We start from the raw sequence: 16,727 nt of genomic DNA, 5'->3' as shown, positions 1-16,727 counted from the left end.
TCGGATGCACGCAGATTCCTCGTCGTCCGATACCGGGGTACTGGTCGTCTCCGCGACCCGGTCGGAGGCACGCCACATCCCCGACGGCACCCGGCTTCTGGTCACCGGCATCGGAAAGGTCGCCGCGTCGGTCGCGCTGACCCGAGAACTGAGCACCGGACCCGCGGTGACACGCATCGTCAACATCGGGACCGCCGGCGCGCTGCACGACCACCATCTGCCGGTCGGTCACGAGGGACTCTTCGTACCGTCGGCCGTCGTCGAACACGACATCAGCAGCACCGAGCTGCGGGCGATGGGGTATCCGATCGTCGACCGATGGGAGCTGCCGGACGGCGACGGCACCGTGCTTGCCACCGGCGACACCTTCGTCGCCGACCCGGTCCGCCGCGCCGAACTGGCCGCCGGCGCCGATCTCGTCGACATGGAGGGTGCGGCGATTGCCCATGTGGCGGCGGCGTTCGGGGTGCCCTGCCGGCTGGTGAAGGTGGTCACCGACGGCGCCGACGAAGGGGCGATGGACTGGCCGTCACTCGTCGACGAGGCGGCCCGCACGCTCGGGCGGTGGGTGTCCGAGCACCTTATTGCGTAGGAGGTACGTCGGCGCGACGTACCGAGGCGCCGGTCAGGAGCGGTTGCGTGAGCGCGTCGACTGATAGGCGGCGGCAGCGCCGGACTCGTACCGGTCGAGGTCCGCGGCCGCCGAGCGGGCGCGCGGGCGCGGTCGGTCGGCCTGATCCGCGGGGATGCGCGTGGTCTCCTCGGAGGTGACGGGGACCGGTCGTGCGGTGGGTCGGCCGGCATCGCCGGCACGACGACGCGGTGCCTCCGACGACTCGGTGGTCTTGCGGGCCGCGTCGCCGGCACGTGCTCGCCGGGGACGTGCCCGACCGGAGTCGTCGGCGGCGGTGGCTGCGGCGCCGACCACCGATGCGCTCGCGCGGGGCTTCGATGCGGTGCTGCGGGCGTCGGCGTCTTTCTGCCGGGCGGCGCGGCTGCTCGACGAGGTGCTCGTGGCAGCACGAGACGAACCCGTGCGCGCGGTCGCCGCGCGGCTGCTCGACGATGTGGCGGTCTCGGTCCGACGAGTGCGCGTGGCCTTGTCGCCCTCGGTGCGTGCGCCGGAGGCGCGTGTGCCCGCAGCGCGAGTGCTCTTGTTCGCGCGTCGTTTGGCCGGCGGCCGGTTGTTGCTCTTGCCGCCCCAGAGTTTCGCGTTCCAGCCCTCGGGCCGGGTCAGCAACCACCGGAGCAGAACCAGCACGAGCGTCACCACAAAGGTGATGGCCATCCACGGGAAGTTGGCGGCGATCGGTAGCAGCACCTTGAGTACCAAGGACTTGAGACCGGATGCGTTGCCGGCATTGAGGCTGTAGAGCGCCAGCACGCCGACGCAGAATGCGATCAGCGGCGGCTGGGCGGCCGCGGTGAACAATGCCCGGCGACGTACGGCGAGCGCGGCCAGGCAGCACCCGACCAGCAGGCAGAAATTGAACACCGCGCCGAGGTTGCCGTGATTCTTGGCGTCCATGATCGCGCCGATCGCGGTCAGCGCTGTCGCGATGAGGACGGCACCCCACCAGGGCACCCCACGGACGGTCGGCAGCACCGACTGCTGGTCCAGTGGCACCGCGGAAGAGCTTCGTTGCGGAAAGGGCACATGTAGACGGTACCGGGTGAAGCGCGATTTCCCGCCAACCGCCGGGTCATGTTGGCCGATCCGGCGACCCGATCGGGGCGCCATGTCCGTTCTGTGTGATGTGCGCGTCGAACTGCGCGATCGGGCTCGACCCGGCCCCGTGATCAGCCGTGCGGGTCTCGCGGACGGTGTCGTGAACCGTGCGGACCGTGGTGGGCTCGTCGAGATCGCCGAGCGCCTCCAGCGATGCCAGCCGGCGGGCGGTCACCCCGACCCGGGAATCCAGTGCTCCCACAGTGGAGTTGTAGGCATCGACCGCCCTGCGCAGCGACGTCCCGACCCGATCGAGATGGCCGAGTACCGAGTCGAGCCGATGATGCAGCTCGACGCCGAGCTCGTGGATCACCGCCGCGTCACGTGCCATCGCGTCGTGCCGCCAACCGAGCGCGACGGTGCGCAACAACGACACCAGACTCGACGGCGTGGTGAGCACCACATTCTTGGTGATGCCGAACTCGATGAGCGTGGGATCGGCGCGCACCGCCCACTCGAGCACCGCGTCGGCGGGCAAGAACAGAACGACCATCTCGGGGGTGTCGTCGAAGGCCGACCAATACGACTTCGCCGAGAGCGCGGTGATGTGCGCACGCACCGCCCGGGCATGGTCGGAGAGCAGGTCGCGCCGCATCTGCGGGTCCTCGCAGTCCGCGGCCTGCAGATACGCCTGCAGGGGCACCTTGGCATCGACGACGATGTCGCGGCCACCAGCCAGGTGCACCACCATGTCGGGGCGGACCGACCCGGCCTCCGAACTCGCCGACACCTGGGTGCTGAAGTCGCAGTGGCGGGTCATCCCGGCGAGTTCGACGACCCGCTCGAGCTGGACCTCACCCCACCGGCCCCGCAGATGCGGGGTGTGTAGTGCGTTGGTCAGCGCCCGGGTCTGATCGGAGAGCCGCGTCGACATCATCTGCATGCCCCGTACCTGCTCGGACAGGCCGGCGTAGGCACTCGTGCGGTCGCGTTCCACACGTCGTAGTTCGTCGGCCATCTGTCCGACCAGCGTGTGCAGTGGATCGACGATGTGACTGAGCTCGGCGCCGATCGCGTTCGACTGCCGCCGCGCTGCGTCTTCGGAGGCCGCGGCGAGCGATCGTCCGACCAGGTCCTGGGAGGACCGCAGCGCCGCGGTCTCGGCGCGTGCGGCGGCGACGGCGCCGGCCGACCGGCTCGTGCACGCGAGCCAACCGATTGCGACGCCGAGCACGATGCCGACGGTGAATGCGAGCACGATGCCGATCATGTCGGTGATCTTGCCCGCGACCACCGACAGAATCGGTTCGCCGCCCGCGATGCGGTCGTTCAGCCCGCGTCGGGGAGGGGTACCTCCTGGTCGGGCGTCTCCCGGTCGAGCAGCGACCGCTTGATGTCCAGTCCGTAACGGAATCCGCCAAGGCTGCCGTCGCGCCGCAGCACACGGTGGCACGGCACGAACAGTGCCGCGGCGTTGCGCGCGCAGGCCGAGGCTGCGGCCCGGATGGCGGCCGGTTCGCCGGCACGCTCGGCCAATTCGGTGTAGGTCACCGCGGTGCCCGCGGTGACCCCACGCAATGCGGCCCAAGCCTTTTCGATGAACGGACCCGATCGTTGGACGACCGGTTGGGCCGCGGCCGGACCGAAGTCGTCGGCGTAGTAGGCCTCGACGGCCTCGGTGATCGTGGTCAATTCCGGTGTGCGGCCGAGCTCTGCGGGACCGCGCAGATCGTGTGGCCGCAGGTCGCGGTGCACGAGTGCGACCAGATATTCGGGGGTGTCGGTCCACCCCGATGCCAGGATGATGCCGTCGGTGTCGGTGACGACGGTGAATGCGCCATCCGGCGTCGAGACCGTCGTCCACAGGCCGGAGCCGTCCTTGGGGGTGGAAATGGTTGGGGTGGAGGGTGTTTCGAGGGTGTCGGTCATGGGGTTGCTCCTTGGGTGGTCGTGTCTGCGGTAGTGGTGGGCGGGGTACCGGCGTCTGAGGGGATGAGCCGATGGCGCCACAGGTGCATCGAGGCGTAGGACCGCCACGGTGCCCACGGGGCGGTGTCGTCGAGGTCGATGGCGAGATCGCGGGCGGCGTGGCGAACGACGAGGTCGTGCCGGAGGAGGACGTCGGGGTCACCGGTCACCTGCATCGTGACGTAGTCGGCGGTCCACGGCCCCACTCCGGGTAGGGCGAGCAATTGTGCATGAAGATCGGACGCATCGACCCCCATGTGTGGTTCCACCGAATGTTCGGCAATCGCCTGTGCCGCGCCGATGATCGCCGAGATCCGGCGGGCGGGCCCGGTCAGGATCGTGCTGCCGCGTTCGGCGATGGCCGAGGCCGTCGGGAACTGTCGCCACGATCGCGCACCGTCGTCGCCCCCGTCATCGCCGGCCGCCGTCGGCCAGCCCGTCGGCTCACCGAGGGCGTCGACCAGCCGCGTCACGTGCCGCCGCGCGGCGGCGACGCTGATCTGCTGGCCGATCATGGTGCGGATGAGTGACTCGCCGCCGTCGATGCTTCCGGGTACCCGAACCCCCGGTGCGACGCCGACGACCGGGCCGAGAGCCGGATCGGTGGACAGGGCGTCGGTTGCGGCCACGATGTCGGCGTCGAGGTCGAACAACCGGCGCAGTCGATTCACCGCGGCACTCAGATCCCGGAGGTCCAGATGCTCGAGTCGCACGCGCAGGAATCCGTCGCCGGGCGTCGTCTCCGCCAGCGCCGGCCCGTGCGGAAGGGTCAGCACACGCTGATGAATCCACTGCCGATCGGCGTCGGGTCGATACCGCTCGACGCCGTCGACCGAGTGCGCGGCGAGATACCACCCGAACCAGGAGGTGTCGAACGGTTCGCGGTATGCCAGGCGCAGCGTGATCGCCGACGATCGCTCGCCTCTACCGGTGGCCGCGGATGCTGCGGTCGGGGTGTCGATGTCACTGCGGGAGTTGGCCCGTCGCAGCGAGCGCAGCGCGCGCGGGGTCAGGCCGAACACCTCGCGGATGGTGTCGTTGTACTGACGCACGCTGGTGAACCCGGCCGCGAAGGCGATGTCGGACATCGGTAGATCGGTGCACTGGATGAGGATTCGCGCGCTGGTCGCGCGATGCGCCCGGGCCAGGGCGAGCGGGCCGGCACCGAGTTCGGTGCTCAGCACCCGTGTCAGATGCCGTGTCGAATACCCGAGTCGTCCGGCGAGACCACCGACCCCCTCGCGTTCGATGACCCCGTCGGCGATGAGCCGCATCGCCCGTGAGGAGAGATCCTTGTTGAGATTCCAGCGCGGTGAACCCGGAACCGCGTCCGGCAGGCAGCGCCGGCAGGCGCGGAATCCGCCCGCCTGCGCGCCGGCCGCGGTCGCGACGAAGGCGACGTTCTCGGGTCGCGGGGTCTGCGCCGGGCACGACGGCCGGCAATAGATTCCGGTGGTGCGCACGGTGGCGAAGAACTGGCCGTCGAAACGCGCATCCCGAGCCTGCAGCGCGCGGTAACACCCTTCGAAATCGAGCCCCGTCGACGCCCGGACCGGGTCGGTGCCTGCCGTCGTCGAGGACTGGGGTCGCGCGTCGGTGGAAGCGGTCATGGCTCCACCCTCTCACCGCCCGGCGGCCTTTTCTGGCGGGAATCGGCCATCGCTTCACCGGACCGGCGACACTCGGTCGCCCAGGTTCGGCAATTGAGTGACGTAGCTAACACTTCGTGCCACGATGTCTGCATGAGCACGCAGTTCGACGGCCCTCGACAGCGAGGTCAGGAGCCGGAGACCCCGCTCGCGCAGTTACCCGACTGGGGACTCGACATCATGCGCGGGTTGTACGGACCGGACACCATCGATGCCGAATGCGCCCGTCAGCGCAGGACACGGACACATCTCGCGGGCGCCGACTCGATCGAGACCGACGATCCGGTGCGTCCGCTGTCGCCGCTGGAGGCGGAGTTGGTCGCGGCCGATGCGCTCGGTGCGCTGGTGCTGCGCTTCCTGCGTCGTCGCTGACCCGCTTCGCTCGGAGTCACTGATCCATTGCCCTGAGAAGGGCGAGCCCTCGCCGCGCCGCCCTCGGTCGGAGGTCTCGTCGCAGTGGTGTGTGAGGATCGTGGCGTGACCGATTCTGACGATTCGTCGCCGCTGCCCGTCCCCGGTGCGAACGGCCCCTCGAGAATGCAGGTGTTCCTGAGTGGCCTGCGGTCGACCTCGATCGTCGGGTTGCAGTTCATCCTGGTGGTCGGCGCCCTCTGGGTGGTGATGTGGGTGGTCGGTGAGGTCTGGGTGATCCTGCTCCCGGTCCTCCTCGCGATCATCGCGTGCACGTTGCTGTGGCCGCCGGTGCGCTGGCTGCGGGGACACGGGGTGCCGCCCGCCGGGGCCTCCCTGCTGATGATGCTCGTCGCGGTGGGCCTGCTCGGCGGGGTGATCGGGCTGATCGTGCCCTCGATCGTCGATCAATCGCCGGAGCTCGCCGACCGCACCGTCAGCGGTGTCCACAAACTCCAGGACTGGGTCCAGGGTCCGCCGCTGAATCTCGGCGATGAGCAGATCGACGGCCTGGTGTCGGCGATCACCCAACGTGTGCAATCCAGTGCCAGCACCATTGCGGCCGGGGTGTTCAGCGGTATCGGCACCGCGACGTCGGTGCTGATCACCCTGTTCACGACGCTCATCCTGGTGTTCTTCTTCCTCAAGGACGGCCCGCGCTTTGTTCCGTGGTTGCAGCGCACGATCGGGCATCCGGCGGGTGCGCACCTCGGCGAGGTGCTGTCACGGATGTGGAACTCGTTGGGCGGCTTCATCCGGACGCAGGCGATCGTCAGCTTCGTCGACGCCTCGCTCATCGGTGCGGGACTGTTCATCCTGCAGGTCCCCCTGGCGGGGGTGTTGGTGGTGATCACCTTCCTCGGTGGCTTCATCCCGATCGTCGGTGCCTTCGTCGCGGGCGCGCTCGCGGTGCTCATCGCGCTGGTGTCCAACGGACTCACCACGGCGCTGATCGTCCTCGGCATCATCCTCGCCGTACAGCAACTCGAGGGAAATGTGTTGCAACCGTGGCTGCAGTCCAAGTCGATGGACCTGCACGCGGCGATCGTGTTGCTCGCGGTCACTCTGGGCGGCAGCCTGTTCGGGATCATCGGCGCATTCCTCGCGGTGCCTGCCGCGGCGACCATCGCCGTCATCCTGCGGTACCTCAACGAGCAGATCGCGATCCGGGTGGGGGAGAAGCCGCCACCTCTCGACGAGGCATCCGACGACGGCGGACCGGGTGTGGGAGCCAATGAGGACTCGGAGGACGCCGAGGACACCGGCGGGGCGGTGCCGGGCACCGCCTGAGTCCGTCACCGGCCTCGGTGTGCCGAGAGCTGCCCGATAGACTGGGCGCCCGTGAGTCTCACCCTCGGTATCGTCGGACTGCCCAACGTCGGCAAGTCCACCCTGTTCAACGCGTTGACCCGCAACGATGTGCTCGCCGCGAACTACCCGTTCGCCACCATCGAGCCCAATATCGGCGTCGTCGAGCTCCCGGACACACGGCTCGACCGTCTCGCCGAGATCTTCGGCAGTGAACGCATCCTGCCCGCGACCGTGTCGTTCGTCGACATCGCCGGCATCGTCAAGGGCGCGTCGGAGGGTGAGGGCATGGGCAACCAGTTCCTGGCCAACATCCGCGAGGCCGACGCGATCTGTCAGGTGGTGCGCGTGTTCGCCGACGACGACGTCGTGCACGTCGACGGTCGGGTGGATCCGCTCGCAGACATCGGGGTCATCGAAACCGAGCTGATCCTCGCCGACCTCCAGACCTTGGAGAAGGCGATTCCGCGGCTGGAGAAGGAAGCCCGCAAGAACAAGGACACCGCCGAGGTGCTCGCCGCCGCGCAGAAGGCGCAGGAGATCCTGAACAGTGGCACAACACTGTTCGCGCAGAATGATTCGTTCGACCTGTCGTCGGTGCGCGAACTGCATCTGATGACCGCCAAGCCGTTCCTCTACGTCTTCAACGCCGACGAGTCGGTGCTGACCGACGACGCGCGCAAGGCGGAGCTGAAAGCCGCTGTGGCACCAGCGGATGCGGTCTTCCTCGACGCCAAGGTGGAAAGCGAACTCCTCGAACTCGACGAGTCCGACGCGCAGGAACTCCTCGACTCCATCGGGCAGGACGAGCCCGGCCTGCGGTCGCTCGCGCGTGCCGGATTCCACACCCTGGGCCTGCAGACCTACCTCACCGCCGGCCCGAAAGAGTCGCGCGCGTGGACGATTCACAAGGGCGACACCGCGCCCCAGGCCGCAGGCGTGATCCACACCGACTTCCAGAAGGGCTTCATCAAAGCCGAGATCGTCTCCTTCGACGACCTCGACGCCGCCGGCTCGATGGCCGCAGCCAAAGCCGCGGGCAAGGTGCGCATGGAAGGCAAGGACTACGTGATGGCCGACGGGGATGTGGTCGAGTTCCGGTTCAACGTCTAAATGCCTGCGGCTTCCGGGGAGTAAACATGGCTGAGCCAGCTTGGGATCTCACTCAGCACGTGCGTGGCGCGCTCGCCGAGGCGCTCGTTGCGGAAGCCGTGCACTTGCTGGATCAGGACGCAGTAGTGCACAAGCCACGGCATCCGGGGTACGACGTAGAGAGCATTGCGCGAGACATGCGCGTGGACGCCAAGGTGGCGAGACTTCTCGACGCAGATACTGATGGCACAGGCCCGCGCGCGTGTGTCGAGTGGGACGCCGGTCGTCGCGGATACCTGGTAGCGGAGGGAGTTACTCATCTCGGCTTTGCTGTGCTTCGCGACGATACATCCTGTCGACTCGTGACGTCAGAGCCAGGGGTACTCCAAGGTGTCACAAGGGTTTCGGGCGATGTGTTTCTGGTGCCCGCGCATGTAGTCGATGAGTCAGCACGACCCATCTGGGCTAAGAAGTACGACCGCCCGAGTTCCGGCAGCTACAGGTACCTGAGAGTTAGGGTGATCGAGCAGTATCGCGTCGAGTTCCGGCACAGATAAACGTCTTGTGCGTCGGCGAACTATGTCGCTCGATCCCGCACTATAGAGAGGACCTACATGGTTGCGAGAGTGCCAGTCTTTGTTTCAGCTCCATCAACGCTGAACTCCGAACAACAGGAGTCGTACGAGTTTATCGTCGACCGAGTCCACCGTGAGAACTTTGAGCCCCGCGCCCTTGGGAGATCGGATTTCGGGTCTGAGTATCCCCTCAAGGAGGTGTTTTCGATCGCGCGCCATTGCTCGGGCGGTATCGTCCTTGGCTTCGAGCAGGTCCGGGCCACTGGCGCAGTGTTCAGGCCCGGTACCGTAGAAGAGAAGGAGCAAGAGTCGGTGTCGTTCCCGACGCCTTGGAACAATTTGGAGGCCGGAATCCTGTTTGCGCTCAAGATTCCCCTGATGGTCTTCCGTCAGGCGGGCGTGGACGGTGGAATCTTTGGCTTGGGTGTTAGTTCTGCGTTCGTCCAGACGCTCCCGGTTGGCGACCTCACAACCGAGTCCGTCCAGGCCGTCGAGATTTCGATCCAGAACTGGGCTGGGAAGGTGCGCGAGCACTACCGTGCGTACTGACCTGGCGACAACGGCAAGTCACATCAACAGCGCGAACACCCGCCGGACGATCTTAGCTTCAGCGGGCACTGTTTCCCGTTGGGGAGGATAACCGGTGAGCCGGACGCCGAGCGGCGGACGACCCTTCTGCGCCCGCTGGAACGCGGCGTACGTTCGCGGGCGCGCTTGCGCCATACCTCGCCGCGCGAACGCTATCCGTACGCGAACGAACGTGCGTCCGGCATCGGCAGGCGGCGTGTGGGGTCGACGTACCAATAAGTGTATCTGTCGCGCAAGTTGGTAGAGTTCCGGTTCAATGTACAGCCCGGTTCCCGGGCCCAGTAGGCTCGCTCCAATACGGTTATAGTAATAACAACTGAATGATTGGTTGTCGGGCCCATCTGACTGGAGATTTCTCTATGCCTCTTCCTGAGTCAACTCGTTCGGATATTGTGGCCTATGCGAGCGCGGACCTGCCAGGCGATCTCGCCTGGCATGTCGACTATTTTGATTTCATTGGCGATAAAGATCTTCGTGATCGGCTCGGGCAAGAATTCTATGCAGCCAGGTTTCTGTACAAACTGTGGGAGGGGCTTAGAGTTAATGACCTTTGGGTAAAGCAGGCGCAGGTTCAATTGCAGGTTCAGCAATACGCCTCGATCTACGAAGCGTCCCTTCATCACCTCCTGTTTGTTGAAGCTCGGGCTACGTTGGAAGTTCAACGCCTTTTCGAGTACGAGGCACTAGTTGAGCGTGCACTGCCAGGCCACATCCTTGACCGCATCCGAAAGCTTGGTTCTGACGATGCTGACAGGATTCTGGGCGCGGTGTGGGCCAAGCGTCGTACGCAAGAATCTAAGATTCGGTTCGATAGTAAGGTTCGCGCGGCAGTAGAGCTCCAAATCATTGACGAGAGTCTTGGTAGCGAGATTAAGGGGTTCTACACCGCCAGGAATTACATCCATATTCACGCGGAGCTCCGCCAAACAGATGTTGCTTGGCAGATCTCACTCGCACGCGACGCCTATCGGCGCTTGGAACCGTTCAAATCCCAGGCATCTTCCTGGCTCTTGCAGCGGACGCAATCAGTTCAACCATCGGGGGGTGCGGAGCCTGGCTAGTGCTCGGTCGCGGTAGTCAGCCGTGCTCGTTCGCCGGAGCGATCGTCTACTAACGCATGTTTATCGGTCACGGAACTTGGTGGAGCTCCGGTTCAACGTCCAGAAGTCTGTCGCGTTGGATCGACGTTAATTGGGGCCGGACGCCTCGTGTCGGCCGCCCGGATAGTCGCCGCCGGCGTTGCCATGACGTCGAGAGTCATCGATGAGCGCCACGGGCAGCGCACCGCATTGGTGTCGATTCGTAGTGGCGTTTCTGCCTGGCCTGAACTCTCTGGCGCCGCCCGTGGTAGATATCGTCCAGTCGGAGGTGGTCCTGATGACGAATGTCCTGCTTCGGGGAGTCAGTGAGGCCGCGATCGCGCGTATCGATGCCGAGGCGTCCGCTCTGGGGTTATCCCGTAACGAATTCCTGGGTCGGAAGCTCGAAGGCGACACTGTCGCAGTCGCAGCTGGTCCGTTGACTGCCAAGGACTGGCAACAGTCTGCAGAGACATTTGCCGATCTCGCGGATCCTGATGTGATGGATGGCGCGTGGCAGTTGCGAGCTGGCTGATCGATAAATCGGCTTATGTTCGAATGCAGTCGGGACGGGCAGAGGGACTCGACGCGTGGAACATTCGAATCGAGCGAGGTCTCGTGCGGCTGTCCACGGTGACGCGATTGGAGCTGGGATTCTCCGCGCGGTCAGGGGGAGTCCGGGCGTCGCGCATTCGGGGTTCCGCCGCTGTCGCTCATGCCGATCGAGCACCTGGCTCCGGCAATGGAGGATCGTGCGTTCGAGGTGCAGATGGTCCTCGCCGATCGCGGTCAGCATCGGGCACCATCGATTCCAGATCTGCTCATCGCTGCGACAGCGGAGAAGTTGGGGCTCACAGTCCTCGCGGTAAACAAGGATTTTGATCTGATCGCAAGCGTCACGGGGCAACCGGTCGAGACTCTTGCGTCTCCGTGAGGTGGCTCCGGTCGAACGGCCGACGATAATCACCCTGCCAGCAGGCGCCAGGGCCTCACGTCGCACTGACCATGCGAATTGTCTCCGGTCGCGATGACGGTTCCGTCGTCGCGACGTCCGAGCGTGTGCGCCGATCCGGCCGCGACGGCAGTAACGCCACGCCACTCTGCGACCTCGCACTGTCGGTGGTGATTGTCGCCGACCGCCCGCACGGTTCCGTCAGCGAGGAGCGCCACCGTGTGGTGGCTGCCCGCCGACACCGCGACGACGCTGCGCCATCGGCTGACGTCGCACTGGCCCCCGGCGTTGTCGCCGGTGGCCAGTGCGGTGCCGTCGACGCGCAAGCCGACGGTGTGCAGGTAACCGGCGCCGATGCCGATCAGGTCGTGCCAGCCGCCGACCGCACACTGCCCGCGCCGATTGCTGCCGGCGGATAGTGCTGTGCCGTCGGCCAATACGGCGACCGAATGCCAGTCTCCGCACGCGATCGAGACGGCGTCTTTCCACGCGGCCACATCACACTGACCCTCCGCGGTGCGACCGGTCGCGACCACGGTGCCGTCCGCATGGAGCCCGAGGGTGGTTCTCCATCCGGCTGCCACGGCGACGATCCCACGCCATCGGTCGATGTCGGTCTGTCCGTCACCGTTCCATCCTGTGGCGAGAACCGTTCCATCGCTGCGCAACCCGACGCTGTGGGAGCGGCCGGTATTGCGCGCGGCATGCACGTTGCCGGCGGCCACGGCACAGATACCCGACCACGACGAGACGTCACATTCGCCGGCGCGACCGTCGCCGGTCGCCACCACCGTCCCGTCCTCGCGACACGCGACCGAGTGTCCTCGGCCTGCGGCCAGCGTGTTCATGTGCGGGATCAGCCCAGTGACCCTGCGGCCGAGCGTAATTCGCTGAGCGCTTCGAGTACGAACGGCACGAGCGGCGCGCCGTCGTCCTTCTCGCCCTCGGTCCACTTCGCGTATCCCTGTTTGAAGGCGAGCACACCGAGTTCGGCGGCGACCCGCGCGGTCGCATCCGCAACGCCGCGGGTGATGAGGGCGTCGGTCATCGCGGCGGCGAGCCCGACGCTCTTGAGGGCGTCGCGCTCCTGGAGTTCGGTGCTGGCAGCGATCGCCGCGCTGAGTCTCGGTCCGAGTTCTCGGTTCATCGGCCCCATCTCGCCGGCGGCACGCTCGAGACCTGCGCTGACCATGCCGAGTGGTGTCGCGTCGGCGGACGCCTCGACGATTCCCTCCGCCATCAGGCGGCTGAGTGTTTCCTGGCCGGCCACCAGCACCTCGCGTTTGTCCGAGAAGTGCCGGAAGAAGGTGCTGCGGGTGACGCCGGCACGGTCGGCGATCTGCGCGACTGTCGTCGCGTCGTAGCCGCGTTCGTTGAACAGGTCCACCGCGGCGAGGACGAGGCGCTCGCGTGCGCCGGGTTCCCATCGAGCCATGTGGTCATCATAGTGATGCGACACATGTCCCGTCAGCGCGCTACAGTGATGAGACAACAGTCGCATCACTCGTCAGGAGAGATCCATGCACGTCTTCGTCACCGGTGGTACCGGCACCATCGGCTCCGCCGTCGTCTCAGAGTTGCTCGGTAACGACCACACCGTGCTTGCGCTCGCTCGTTCCGACCGGTCTGCGCAGGTGCTCGCCGACGCCGGTGCGCGGGTCTTGCGTGGCGAGTTGTCCGACCTCGACGTGCTGCGCTCCGGCGTCGCGCAGTCCGACGGCGTGATCAGCCTCGCCTTCGATCACGGCGACCACGGAGCCGACGCGTTGGCCGCGGCGATCGCCCAGGAAACCGCCGCGTTGTCGGCGATCGGGGAGGAACTCATCGGCACCGACCGTCCGATCGTCACGGTGTCGGGCACGCCGTGGATTCCGGGGCGCGCGTCCACCGAGGCCGATCCGTTGCCCACCGACGGTCCCGTCGGCGGCCGGGCGCGATCGGTGCTGGCGCTACTCGACCTCGCGTCGAAAGGCGTGCGCCCCAGTGCGGTTCGTCTTCCTCGGACGGTTCACAACCGGGGCGAGGGTGGGTTTGCCGGCCTGCTGACCCAACAGGCACGACGCAGCGGCGTAGCGGGATACCCAGGCGACGGCACGCAGCGCTGGCCGGCCGTGCACGCCCGCGACGCCGCCACATTGTTCCGCCTCGCGCTGGAATCGGCGCCGGCCGGGACAGCGTGGCACGCGGTCGCCGACGAGGGCGACACCGTCGCCGACATCATTTCGGTCATCGGCAGGCGGCTGCGACTGCCGGTGCAGCAGATTCCCACCGAGAGCTTCGGTGCGTTCGGTCCGATCTTCGCGGTGGATCAACCCTCGACGAGCACGCACACCCGCGAAGCGCTCGGTTGGACGCCGGCGCATCCGAGCCTGCTCGAGGATCTGGAGAACATCGAACCTTGACCTGCCCTGCGAGAAACGCCATCTCGGGCGAAACCGGCGGATAACGATGTGGTACCCGTGTGTGCCGAGGTGTTTCTGAATTGTCGCCCATCACCGATACTGCTTCGGTGACGAAGCGGACGATATGCGTGGTGATATCGGCGGTCCTGGCCGTCGCGGGGTTGCTGCTCGCCGCTCCCGGGACGGCCGGAGCCGCACCACAATCCGGGTGGCGATACACGATGGTGGCGTTCAGCAACGCCAGCGATCGTGACATGGACGTCTACCAGTCCGTCGACGGCACTCATTTCGACGTCCTCCAGAAGGCGGCGTATCGTCCGCCGTCCGGGTTGGTGCGCGACCCACGGATCTTCCGCAACACCGACGGGTCGTATTACCTCACCTACACCACGGCCGCCGGCGCCAGTATCGGGTTCGCGCGCAGCACCGACCTCACCCATTGGACGTTCATCCAGAACCTGGCAGTCCCGTTCTGCTGCTTCCTTCTTCCCGGTACCGGCGACGGCAAGGGATCGTTGGGTGCGCTGGGTTCGTCGGGTTCGGCCGGGTCGAGCGACCTGCCCTCACTGTCGCCGTTCACCACCAAGGCGTGGGCGCCGGACTGGTTCGTCGAGAACGGTCGCGTCAACATCATCTTGTCGATGTCGACCGGCGGTGGGTTCATCCCGTATCTGATGACGGCGACGGACTCCTCGCTGCGGAACTGGGGGCCGCCGGTGCCGCTCGCGGGAATCGGCGCCGACCACATCGACACCACCATCGTGAAGGTGGGTTCGACCTACCACGCATTCACCAAGAACGAGACCAAGAAGGTCATCGAGCACGCCGTCGCCCCCACCCTGGCCGGGCCCTACACCTTTGTCGCACCGGGTAATTGGGGCACCTTCGTGGAAGGGCCGTCGGTCATCCAACTGCCCGGTGGGGCATGGCGGATGTACTTCGACGCCTACACCAGGGGAAAATACCTCTACTCCGACAGTGGCGACGGTCTGCGGACGTGGACGGCTCCCAAAGAACTGCCGGGCCTGTCCGGAACGGTGCGACACGCGGGAGTGATTCGCGAGCCGGTGTGATGCGGGAACTCACCACGTCGCGGACCGCAGTACAGCGAGCAGTGCTGCCTCGGCGCGCGTCGCCGGCCGCCGCCGGGTGATCACCACAACCTCGGTGAGCCCCGGGTCGGGCAGGCCGTCGAGTTCGACGACGTCGGCGGGCAGGAGCCGACGCGCATGCACCATCACACCGAGCCCGGCCAGCGCCGCGGCGCGCAACCCCTGCTGATTGTTGGAGACACAGGTGATGCGGTGATCGAGCCCCGCGTCGGCGAGTGCGGCGAGCGCAGCGGTGCGCGAGATGCTGGGTTCGGGAAAGGTCACGAGTGGAATCGGGTCACCGGGCCGCAGGACAGTGTCCGGCGCGCCCGCCCAGACCAGCGGTTCGGTGAAGATCAACTGTCCGTGCCGTTGGCCCGGATTGCGTTTGGCCAAAACCAGATCCAGTGAACCCGCACGTAGGCTCGTGTGGAGGTCCTCGCTGAGTCCGATGGTCAGCTCGATATCGACGCGCGGGTGGTCGGTCCGGAAGCGGCGCAGGATCTCTGGCGTCCCCGTGGCCACAAGGTCCTCCGACACCCCGAAGCGGATGCGTCCGGTGATGCCGTCATCGGTGAAATAACTCAGCGCGCGATCGCACTCGTCGAGGATGGAGCGGGCGAAGCCGGCCATCACCGAGCCGTCCGCGGTCAGCTCGACCGAGTGCGTATCGCGTCGCAACAGCGTTCTGCCGACCTGTTTCTCCAGGCGGGCGATGTGGCCGGACACAGTGGATTGCCCGACGTCGAGCTGGCGTGCCGCGGCTGAGAACCCGCCGGTGTGGACGACGGTGAGGAAGGTGCGCAGCGCGGTGGGATCGAGCACACATCTCAGGCTAGTTATCGACAAACTCGATCACAATAATCGTGGTCAACGTGTTTCCGAATGGCTTCGACGAGCGTTGACTTATGTCTCATGCGACTGCTCAGGAAGCTCCCCATCGACGGATTCGTGCTCTCGATCCTCGCGACGGTGGCGCTCGCATCGGTGTTTCCGGTCGCGGGCGCGGCGGCGACGATTCTCGACGGAATGGTGAAAGCGGCCATCGCGCTTCTGTTCTTCCTCTACGGCACGCGGCTTTCGCCCGCCGAGGCGATGGCGGGAGCACGCCACTGGCGACTGCATCTGACGGTTCTGGCGGTCACCTTCGTCGTGTTCCCGCTGATCGGCCTCGCGCTGCGGGTGCTGACCCCACACGTGCTGAGCAGTGCCCTCTACACCGGTGTGCTGTTCGCCTGTCTCGTGCCGTCCACGGTGCAGTCGTCGATCGCGTTCACCTCGGTTGCCCGCGGAAACGTCCCGGCGGCCATCGTGTCGGCGTCGTTGTCGAACCTTCTCGGAGTCGTGCTGACCCCTTTGCTCGTCGTCGCCCTCATGACCACCACCGGCGGAGTCCACGTGAGTGCGGAATCGTTCGGCGAGATCATCCTTCAGTTGCTGCTTCCGTTCCTTGCCGGCCAAGTGTGTCGGCCGCTGGTCGCCGGACTGCTCGGACGACACCCCTTGCTGACCAAGACCGTCGACCGCGGCTCGGTGCTGCTGGTCGTGTACTCCGCGTTCAGCGCCGGTATGGCCGAGCACATCTGGTCGTCGGTCAGCGTGGGGTCGATCGCCGTGGTGATGGCGGTGTGCGCAGGCGTCCTCGGAGTGGTGTTGGTGTTGTCCCGATGGGCTGCAAAGGCTTTGGGCTTCGGTCGCGACGACGCCATCGTCATCCAGTTCTGCGGATCGAAGAAGAGTCTGGCCGCCGGTCTGCCCATGGCCGCAGTACTCTTCGCCGGAGCGCCGGTGGGGCTGATCATCCTGCCGCTGATGATCTTTCATCAGATCCAATTGCTGGTGTGCTCGATGCTCGCCGCCCACCACGGCCGTGTGGCATCTGAGCGCGCAGGTACCCCCAGCGATGACCCGACTCTGGATTTCGTGGTCCGTTCTCCGTAGGG

18 protein-coding genes and 1 pseudogene are annotated in these 16,727 nt (G+C 66.3%); 12 read left to right on the top strand and 7 right to left on the bottom strand.

All coding sequences use genetic code 11. The features are described from left to right. Positions 1 to 4 precede the first annotated feature (4 nt). Positions 5 to 592: a nucleosidase gene (locus AC5ZH6_RS17480; protein ID WP_006367721.1), complete on the top strand. Its 588-nt coding sequence runs from the start codon at positions 5 to 7 to the stop codon at positions 590 to 592. Between the two features lie 33 nt (positions 593 to 625). On the opposite strand, the gene AC5ZH6_RS17475 is transcribed toward AC5ZH6_RS17480, so the two are convergent. From AC5ZH6_RS17475 to AC5ZH6_RS17460, 4 genes are all read right to left on the bottom strand, one after another. After that, positions 626 to 1,627: a DUF6542 domain-containing protein gene (locus AC5ZH6_RS17475; RefSeq protein ID WP_006367720.1), complete on the bottom strand. Its 1,002-nt coding sequence runs from the start codon at positions 1,625 to 1,627 to the stop codon at positions 626 to 628. 76 nt (positions 1,628 to 1,703) lie between these two features. Then, the gene (locus AC5ZH6_RS17470; RefSeq protein ID WP_210739616.1) at positions 1,704 to 2,939 is read right to left on the bottom strand and encodes a DNA recombination protein RmuC; all 1,236 of its coding nucleotides are present in this window, start codon (positions 2,937 to 2,939) and stop codon (positions 1,704 to 1,706) included. A 59-nt stretch (positions 2,940 to 2,998) separates the two neighbouring features. Further along, positions 2,999 to 3,598 (bottom strand): methylated-DNA--[protein]-cysteine S-methyltransferase, encoded by a 600-nt coding sequence (locus AC5ZH6_RS17465; RefSeq protein ID WP_006367718.1) that lies wholly within the window; start codon positions 3,596 to 3,598, stop codon positions 2,999 to 3,001. Beyond that, entirely contained in the window at positions 3,595 to 5,247 is a 1,653-nt protein-coding gene (locus AC5ZH6_RS17460; protein ID WP_265076703.1) for a DNA-3-methyladenine glycosylase 2 family protein, read from the bottom strand. Before AC5ZH6_RS17460 ends, AC5ZH6_RS17465 begins: the two co-directional genes overlap by 4 nt. A 132-nt stretch (positions 5,248 to 5,379) precedes the next feature. Here AC5ZH6_RS17460 and AC5ZH6_RS17455 point away from each other — a divergent pair, with 132 nt between their 5' ends. From AC5ZH6_RS17455 to AC5ZH6_RS17420, 8 genes and pseudogenes are all read left to right on the top strand, one after another. Next, positions 5,380 to 5,658: a hypothetical protein gene (locus AC5ZH6_RS17455; protein WP_006367716.1), complete on the top strand. Its 279-nt coding sequence runs from the start codon at positions 5,380 to 5,382 to the stop codon at positions 5,656 to 5,658. Between the two features lie 165 nt (positions 5,659 to 5,823). Continuing rightward, positions 5,824 to 6,987 carry an AI-2E family transporter gene (locus AC5ZH6_RS17450; protein ID WP_231386950.1) on the top strand — a complete coding sequence of 388 codons (1,164 nt, stop codon included), beginning with the start codon at positions 5,824 to 5,826 and terminating at the stop codon, positions 6,985 to 6,987. Between the two features lie 51 nt (positions 6,988 to 7,038). Continuing rightward, positions 7,039 to 8,118 carry a redox-regulated ATPase YchF gene (gene ychF, locus AC5ZH6_RS17445; RefSeq protein WP_006367714.1) on the top strand — a complete coding sequence of 360 codons (1,080 nt, stop codon included), beginning with the start codon at positions 7,039 to 7,041 and terminating at the stop codon, positions 8,116 to 8,118. 26 nt (positions 8,119 to 8,144) lie between these two features. Next, entirely contained in the window at positions 8,145 to 8,654 is a 510-nt protein-coding gene (locus AC5ZH6_RS17440; protein WP_265076702.1) for a hypothetical protein, read from the top strand. A 57-nt stretch (positions 8,655 to 8,711) separates the two neighbouring features. Beyond that, positions 8,712 to 9,221 carry a hypothetical protein gene (locus tag AC5ZH6_RS17435; RefSeq protein WP_265076701.1) on the top strand — a complete coding sequence of 170 codons (510 nt, stop codon included), beginning with the start codon at positions 8,712 to 8,714 and terminating at the stop codon, positions 9,219 to 9,221. 398 nt (positions 9,222 to 9,619) lie between these two features. Continuing rightward, on the top strand, positions 9,620 to 10,321 hold the full coding sequence (locus tag AC5ZH6_RS17430; protein ID WP_288438846.1) for a hypothetical protein: 702 nt from the start codon (positions 9,620 to 9,622) through the stop codon (positions 10,319 to 10,321). A 202-nt stretch (positions 10,322 to 10,523) separates the two neighbouring features. After that, the gene (vapB, locus tag AC5ZH6_RS17425) at positions 10,524 to 10,874 is read left to right on the top strand and encodes a type II toxin-antitoxin system VapB family antitoxin (RefSeq protein ID WP_265076699.1); all 351 of its coding nucleotides are present in this window, start codon (positions 10,524 to 10,526) and stop codon (positions 10,872 to 10,874) included. Between the two features lie 23 nt (positions 10,875 to 10,897). Continuing rightward, positions 10,898 to 11,273: pseudogene (locus AC5ZH6_RS17420) on the top strand (PIN domain-containing protein). A 29-nt stretch (positions 11,274 to 11,302) separates the two neighbouring features. Here the strand turns inward: AC5ZH6_RS17420 and AC5ZH6_RS17415 are convergent. After that, positions 11,303 to 12,139 carry an RCC1 domain-containing protein gene (locus AC5ZH6_RS17415; RefSeq protein ID WP_265076698.1) on the bottom strand — a complete coding sequence of 279 codons (837 nt, stop codon included), beginning with the start codon at positions 12,137 to 12,139 and terminating at the stop codon, positions 11,303 to 11,305. An 8-nt stretch (positions 12,140 to 12,147) separates the two neighbouring features. Then, positions 12,148 to 12,726 carry a TetR/AcrR family transcriptional regulator gene (locus AC5ZH6_RS17410; RefSeq protein WP_014360667.1) on the bottom strand — a complete coding sequence of 193 codons (579 nt, stop codon included), beginning with the start codon at positions 12,724 to 12,726 and terminating at the stop codon, positions 12,148 to 12,150. A gap of 85 nt (positions 12,727 to 12,811) precedes the next feature. Between AC5ZH6_RS17410 and AC5ZH6_RS17405 the strand changes: the two genes are divergently transcribed. Together AC5ZH6_RS17405 and AC5ZH6_RS17400 are read left to right on the top strand one after the other, a co-directional pair. Beyond that, complete coding sequence (locus AC5ZH6_RS17405; RefSeq protein WP_265076697.1) at positions 12,812 to 13,693, top strand: SDR family oxidoreductase; 882 nt, start codon at positions 12,812 to 12,814, stop codon at positions 13,691 to 13,693. A 128-nt stretch (positions 13,694 to 13,821) separates the two neighbouring features. Continuing rightward, complete coding sequence (locus AC5ZH6_RS17400; protein ID WP_265078053.1) at positions 13,822 to 14,766, top strand: glycoside hydrolase family protein; 945 nt, start codon at positions 13,822 to 13,824, stop codon at positions 14,764 to 14,766. 9 nt (positions 14,767 to 14,775) lie between these two features. Here the strand turns inward: AC5ZH6_RS17400 and AC5ZH6_RS17395 are convergent, their stop codons facing one another. Then, entirely contained in the window at positions 14,776 to 15,609 is an 834-nt protein-coding gene (locus tag AC5ZH6_RS17395) for a LysR family transcriptional regulator (RefSeq protein WP_265076696.1), read from the bottom strand. A 90-nt stretch (positions 15,610 to 15,699) separates the two neighbouring features. Between AC5ZH6_RS17395 and AC5ZH6_RS17390 the strand changes: the two genes are divergently transcribed. After that, positions 15,700 to 16,725, top strand: a complete 1,026-nt coding sequence (locus AC5ZH6_RS17390; RefSeq protein WP_265076695.1) for a bile acid:sodium symporter family protein — start codon at positions 15,700 to 15,702, stop codon at positions 16,723 to 16,725. Positions 16,726 to 16,727 lie beyond the last annotated feature (2 nt).

Source organism: Gordonia sp. YC-XJ4, assembly GCF_059511865.1.
Note: the sequence above shows the minus strand (reverse complement) of the source record. Positions and strands in the feature narration are given on the sequence as shown.

Coding starts and splice junctions, on each gene's coding strand:
- AC5ZH6_RS17480 (WP_006367721.1), top strand. CDS start 5: ATGCACGCAGATTCCTCGTCGTCCGATACCGGGGTACTGGTCGTCTCC.
- AC5ZH6_RS17390 (WP_265076695.1), top strand. CDS start 15,700: ATGCGACTGCTCAGGAAGCTCCCCATCGACGGATTCGTGCTCTCGATC.
- AC5ZH6_RS17455 (WP_006367716.1), top strand. CDS start 5,380: ATGAGCACGCAGTTCGACGGCCCTCGACAGCGAGGTCAGGAGCCGGAG.
- AC5ZH6_RS17460 (WP_265076703.1), bottom strand. CDS start 5,247: ATGACCGCTTCCACCGACGCGCGACCCCAGTCCTCGACGACGGCAGGC.
- vapB (WP_265076699.1), top strand. CDS start 10,524: ATGAGCGCCACGGGCAGCGCACCGCATTGGTGTCGATTCGTAGTGGCG.
- AC5ZH6_RS17410 (WP_014360667.1), bottom strand. CDS start 12,726: ATGGCTCGATGGGAACCCGGCGCACGCGAGCGCCTCGTCCTCGCCGCG.
- AC5ZH6_RS17440 (WP_265076702.1), top strand. CDS start 8,145: ATGGCTGAGCCAGCTTGGGATCTCACTCAGCACGTGCGTGGCGCGCTC.
- AC5ZH6_RS17470 (WP_210739616.1), bottom strand. CDS start 2,939: ATGATCGGCATCGTGCTCGCATTCACCGTCGGCATCGTGCTCGGCGTC.
- AC5ZH6_RS17430 (WP_288438846.1), top strand. CDS start 9,620: ATGCCTCTTCCTGAGTCAACTCGTTCGGATATTGTGGCCTATGCGAGC.
- AC5ZH6_RS17435 (WP_265076701.1), top strand. CDS start 8,712: ATGGTTGCGAGAGTGCCAGTCTTTGTTTCAGCTCCATCAACGCTGAAC.
- AC5ZH6_RS17415 (WP_265076698.1), bottom strand. CDS start 12,139: ATGAACACGCTGGCCGCAGGCCGAGGACACTCGGTCGCGTGTCGCGAG.
- AC5ZH6_RS17465 (WP_006367718.1), bottom strand. CDS start 3,598: ATGACCGACACCCTCGAAACACCCTCCACCCCAACCATTTCCACCCCC.
- AC5ZH6_RS17405 (WP_265076697.1), top strand. CDS start 12,812: ATGCACGTCTTCGTCACCGGTGGTACCGGCACCATCGGCTCCGCCGTC.
- AC5ZH6_RS17450 (WP_231386950.1), top strand. CDS start 5,824: ATGCAGGTGTTCCTGAGTGGCCTGCGGTCGACCTCGATCGTCGGGTTG.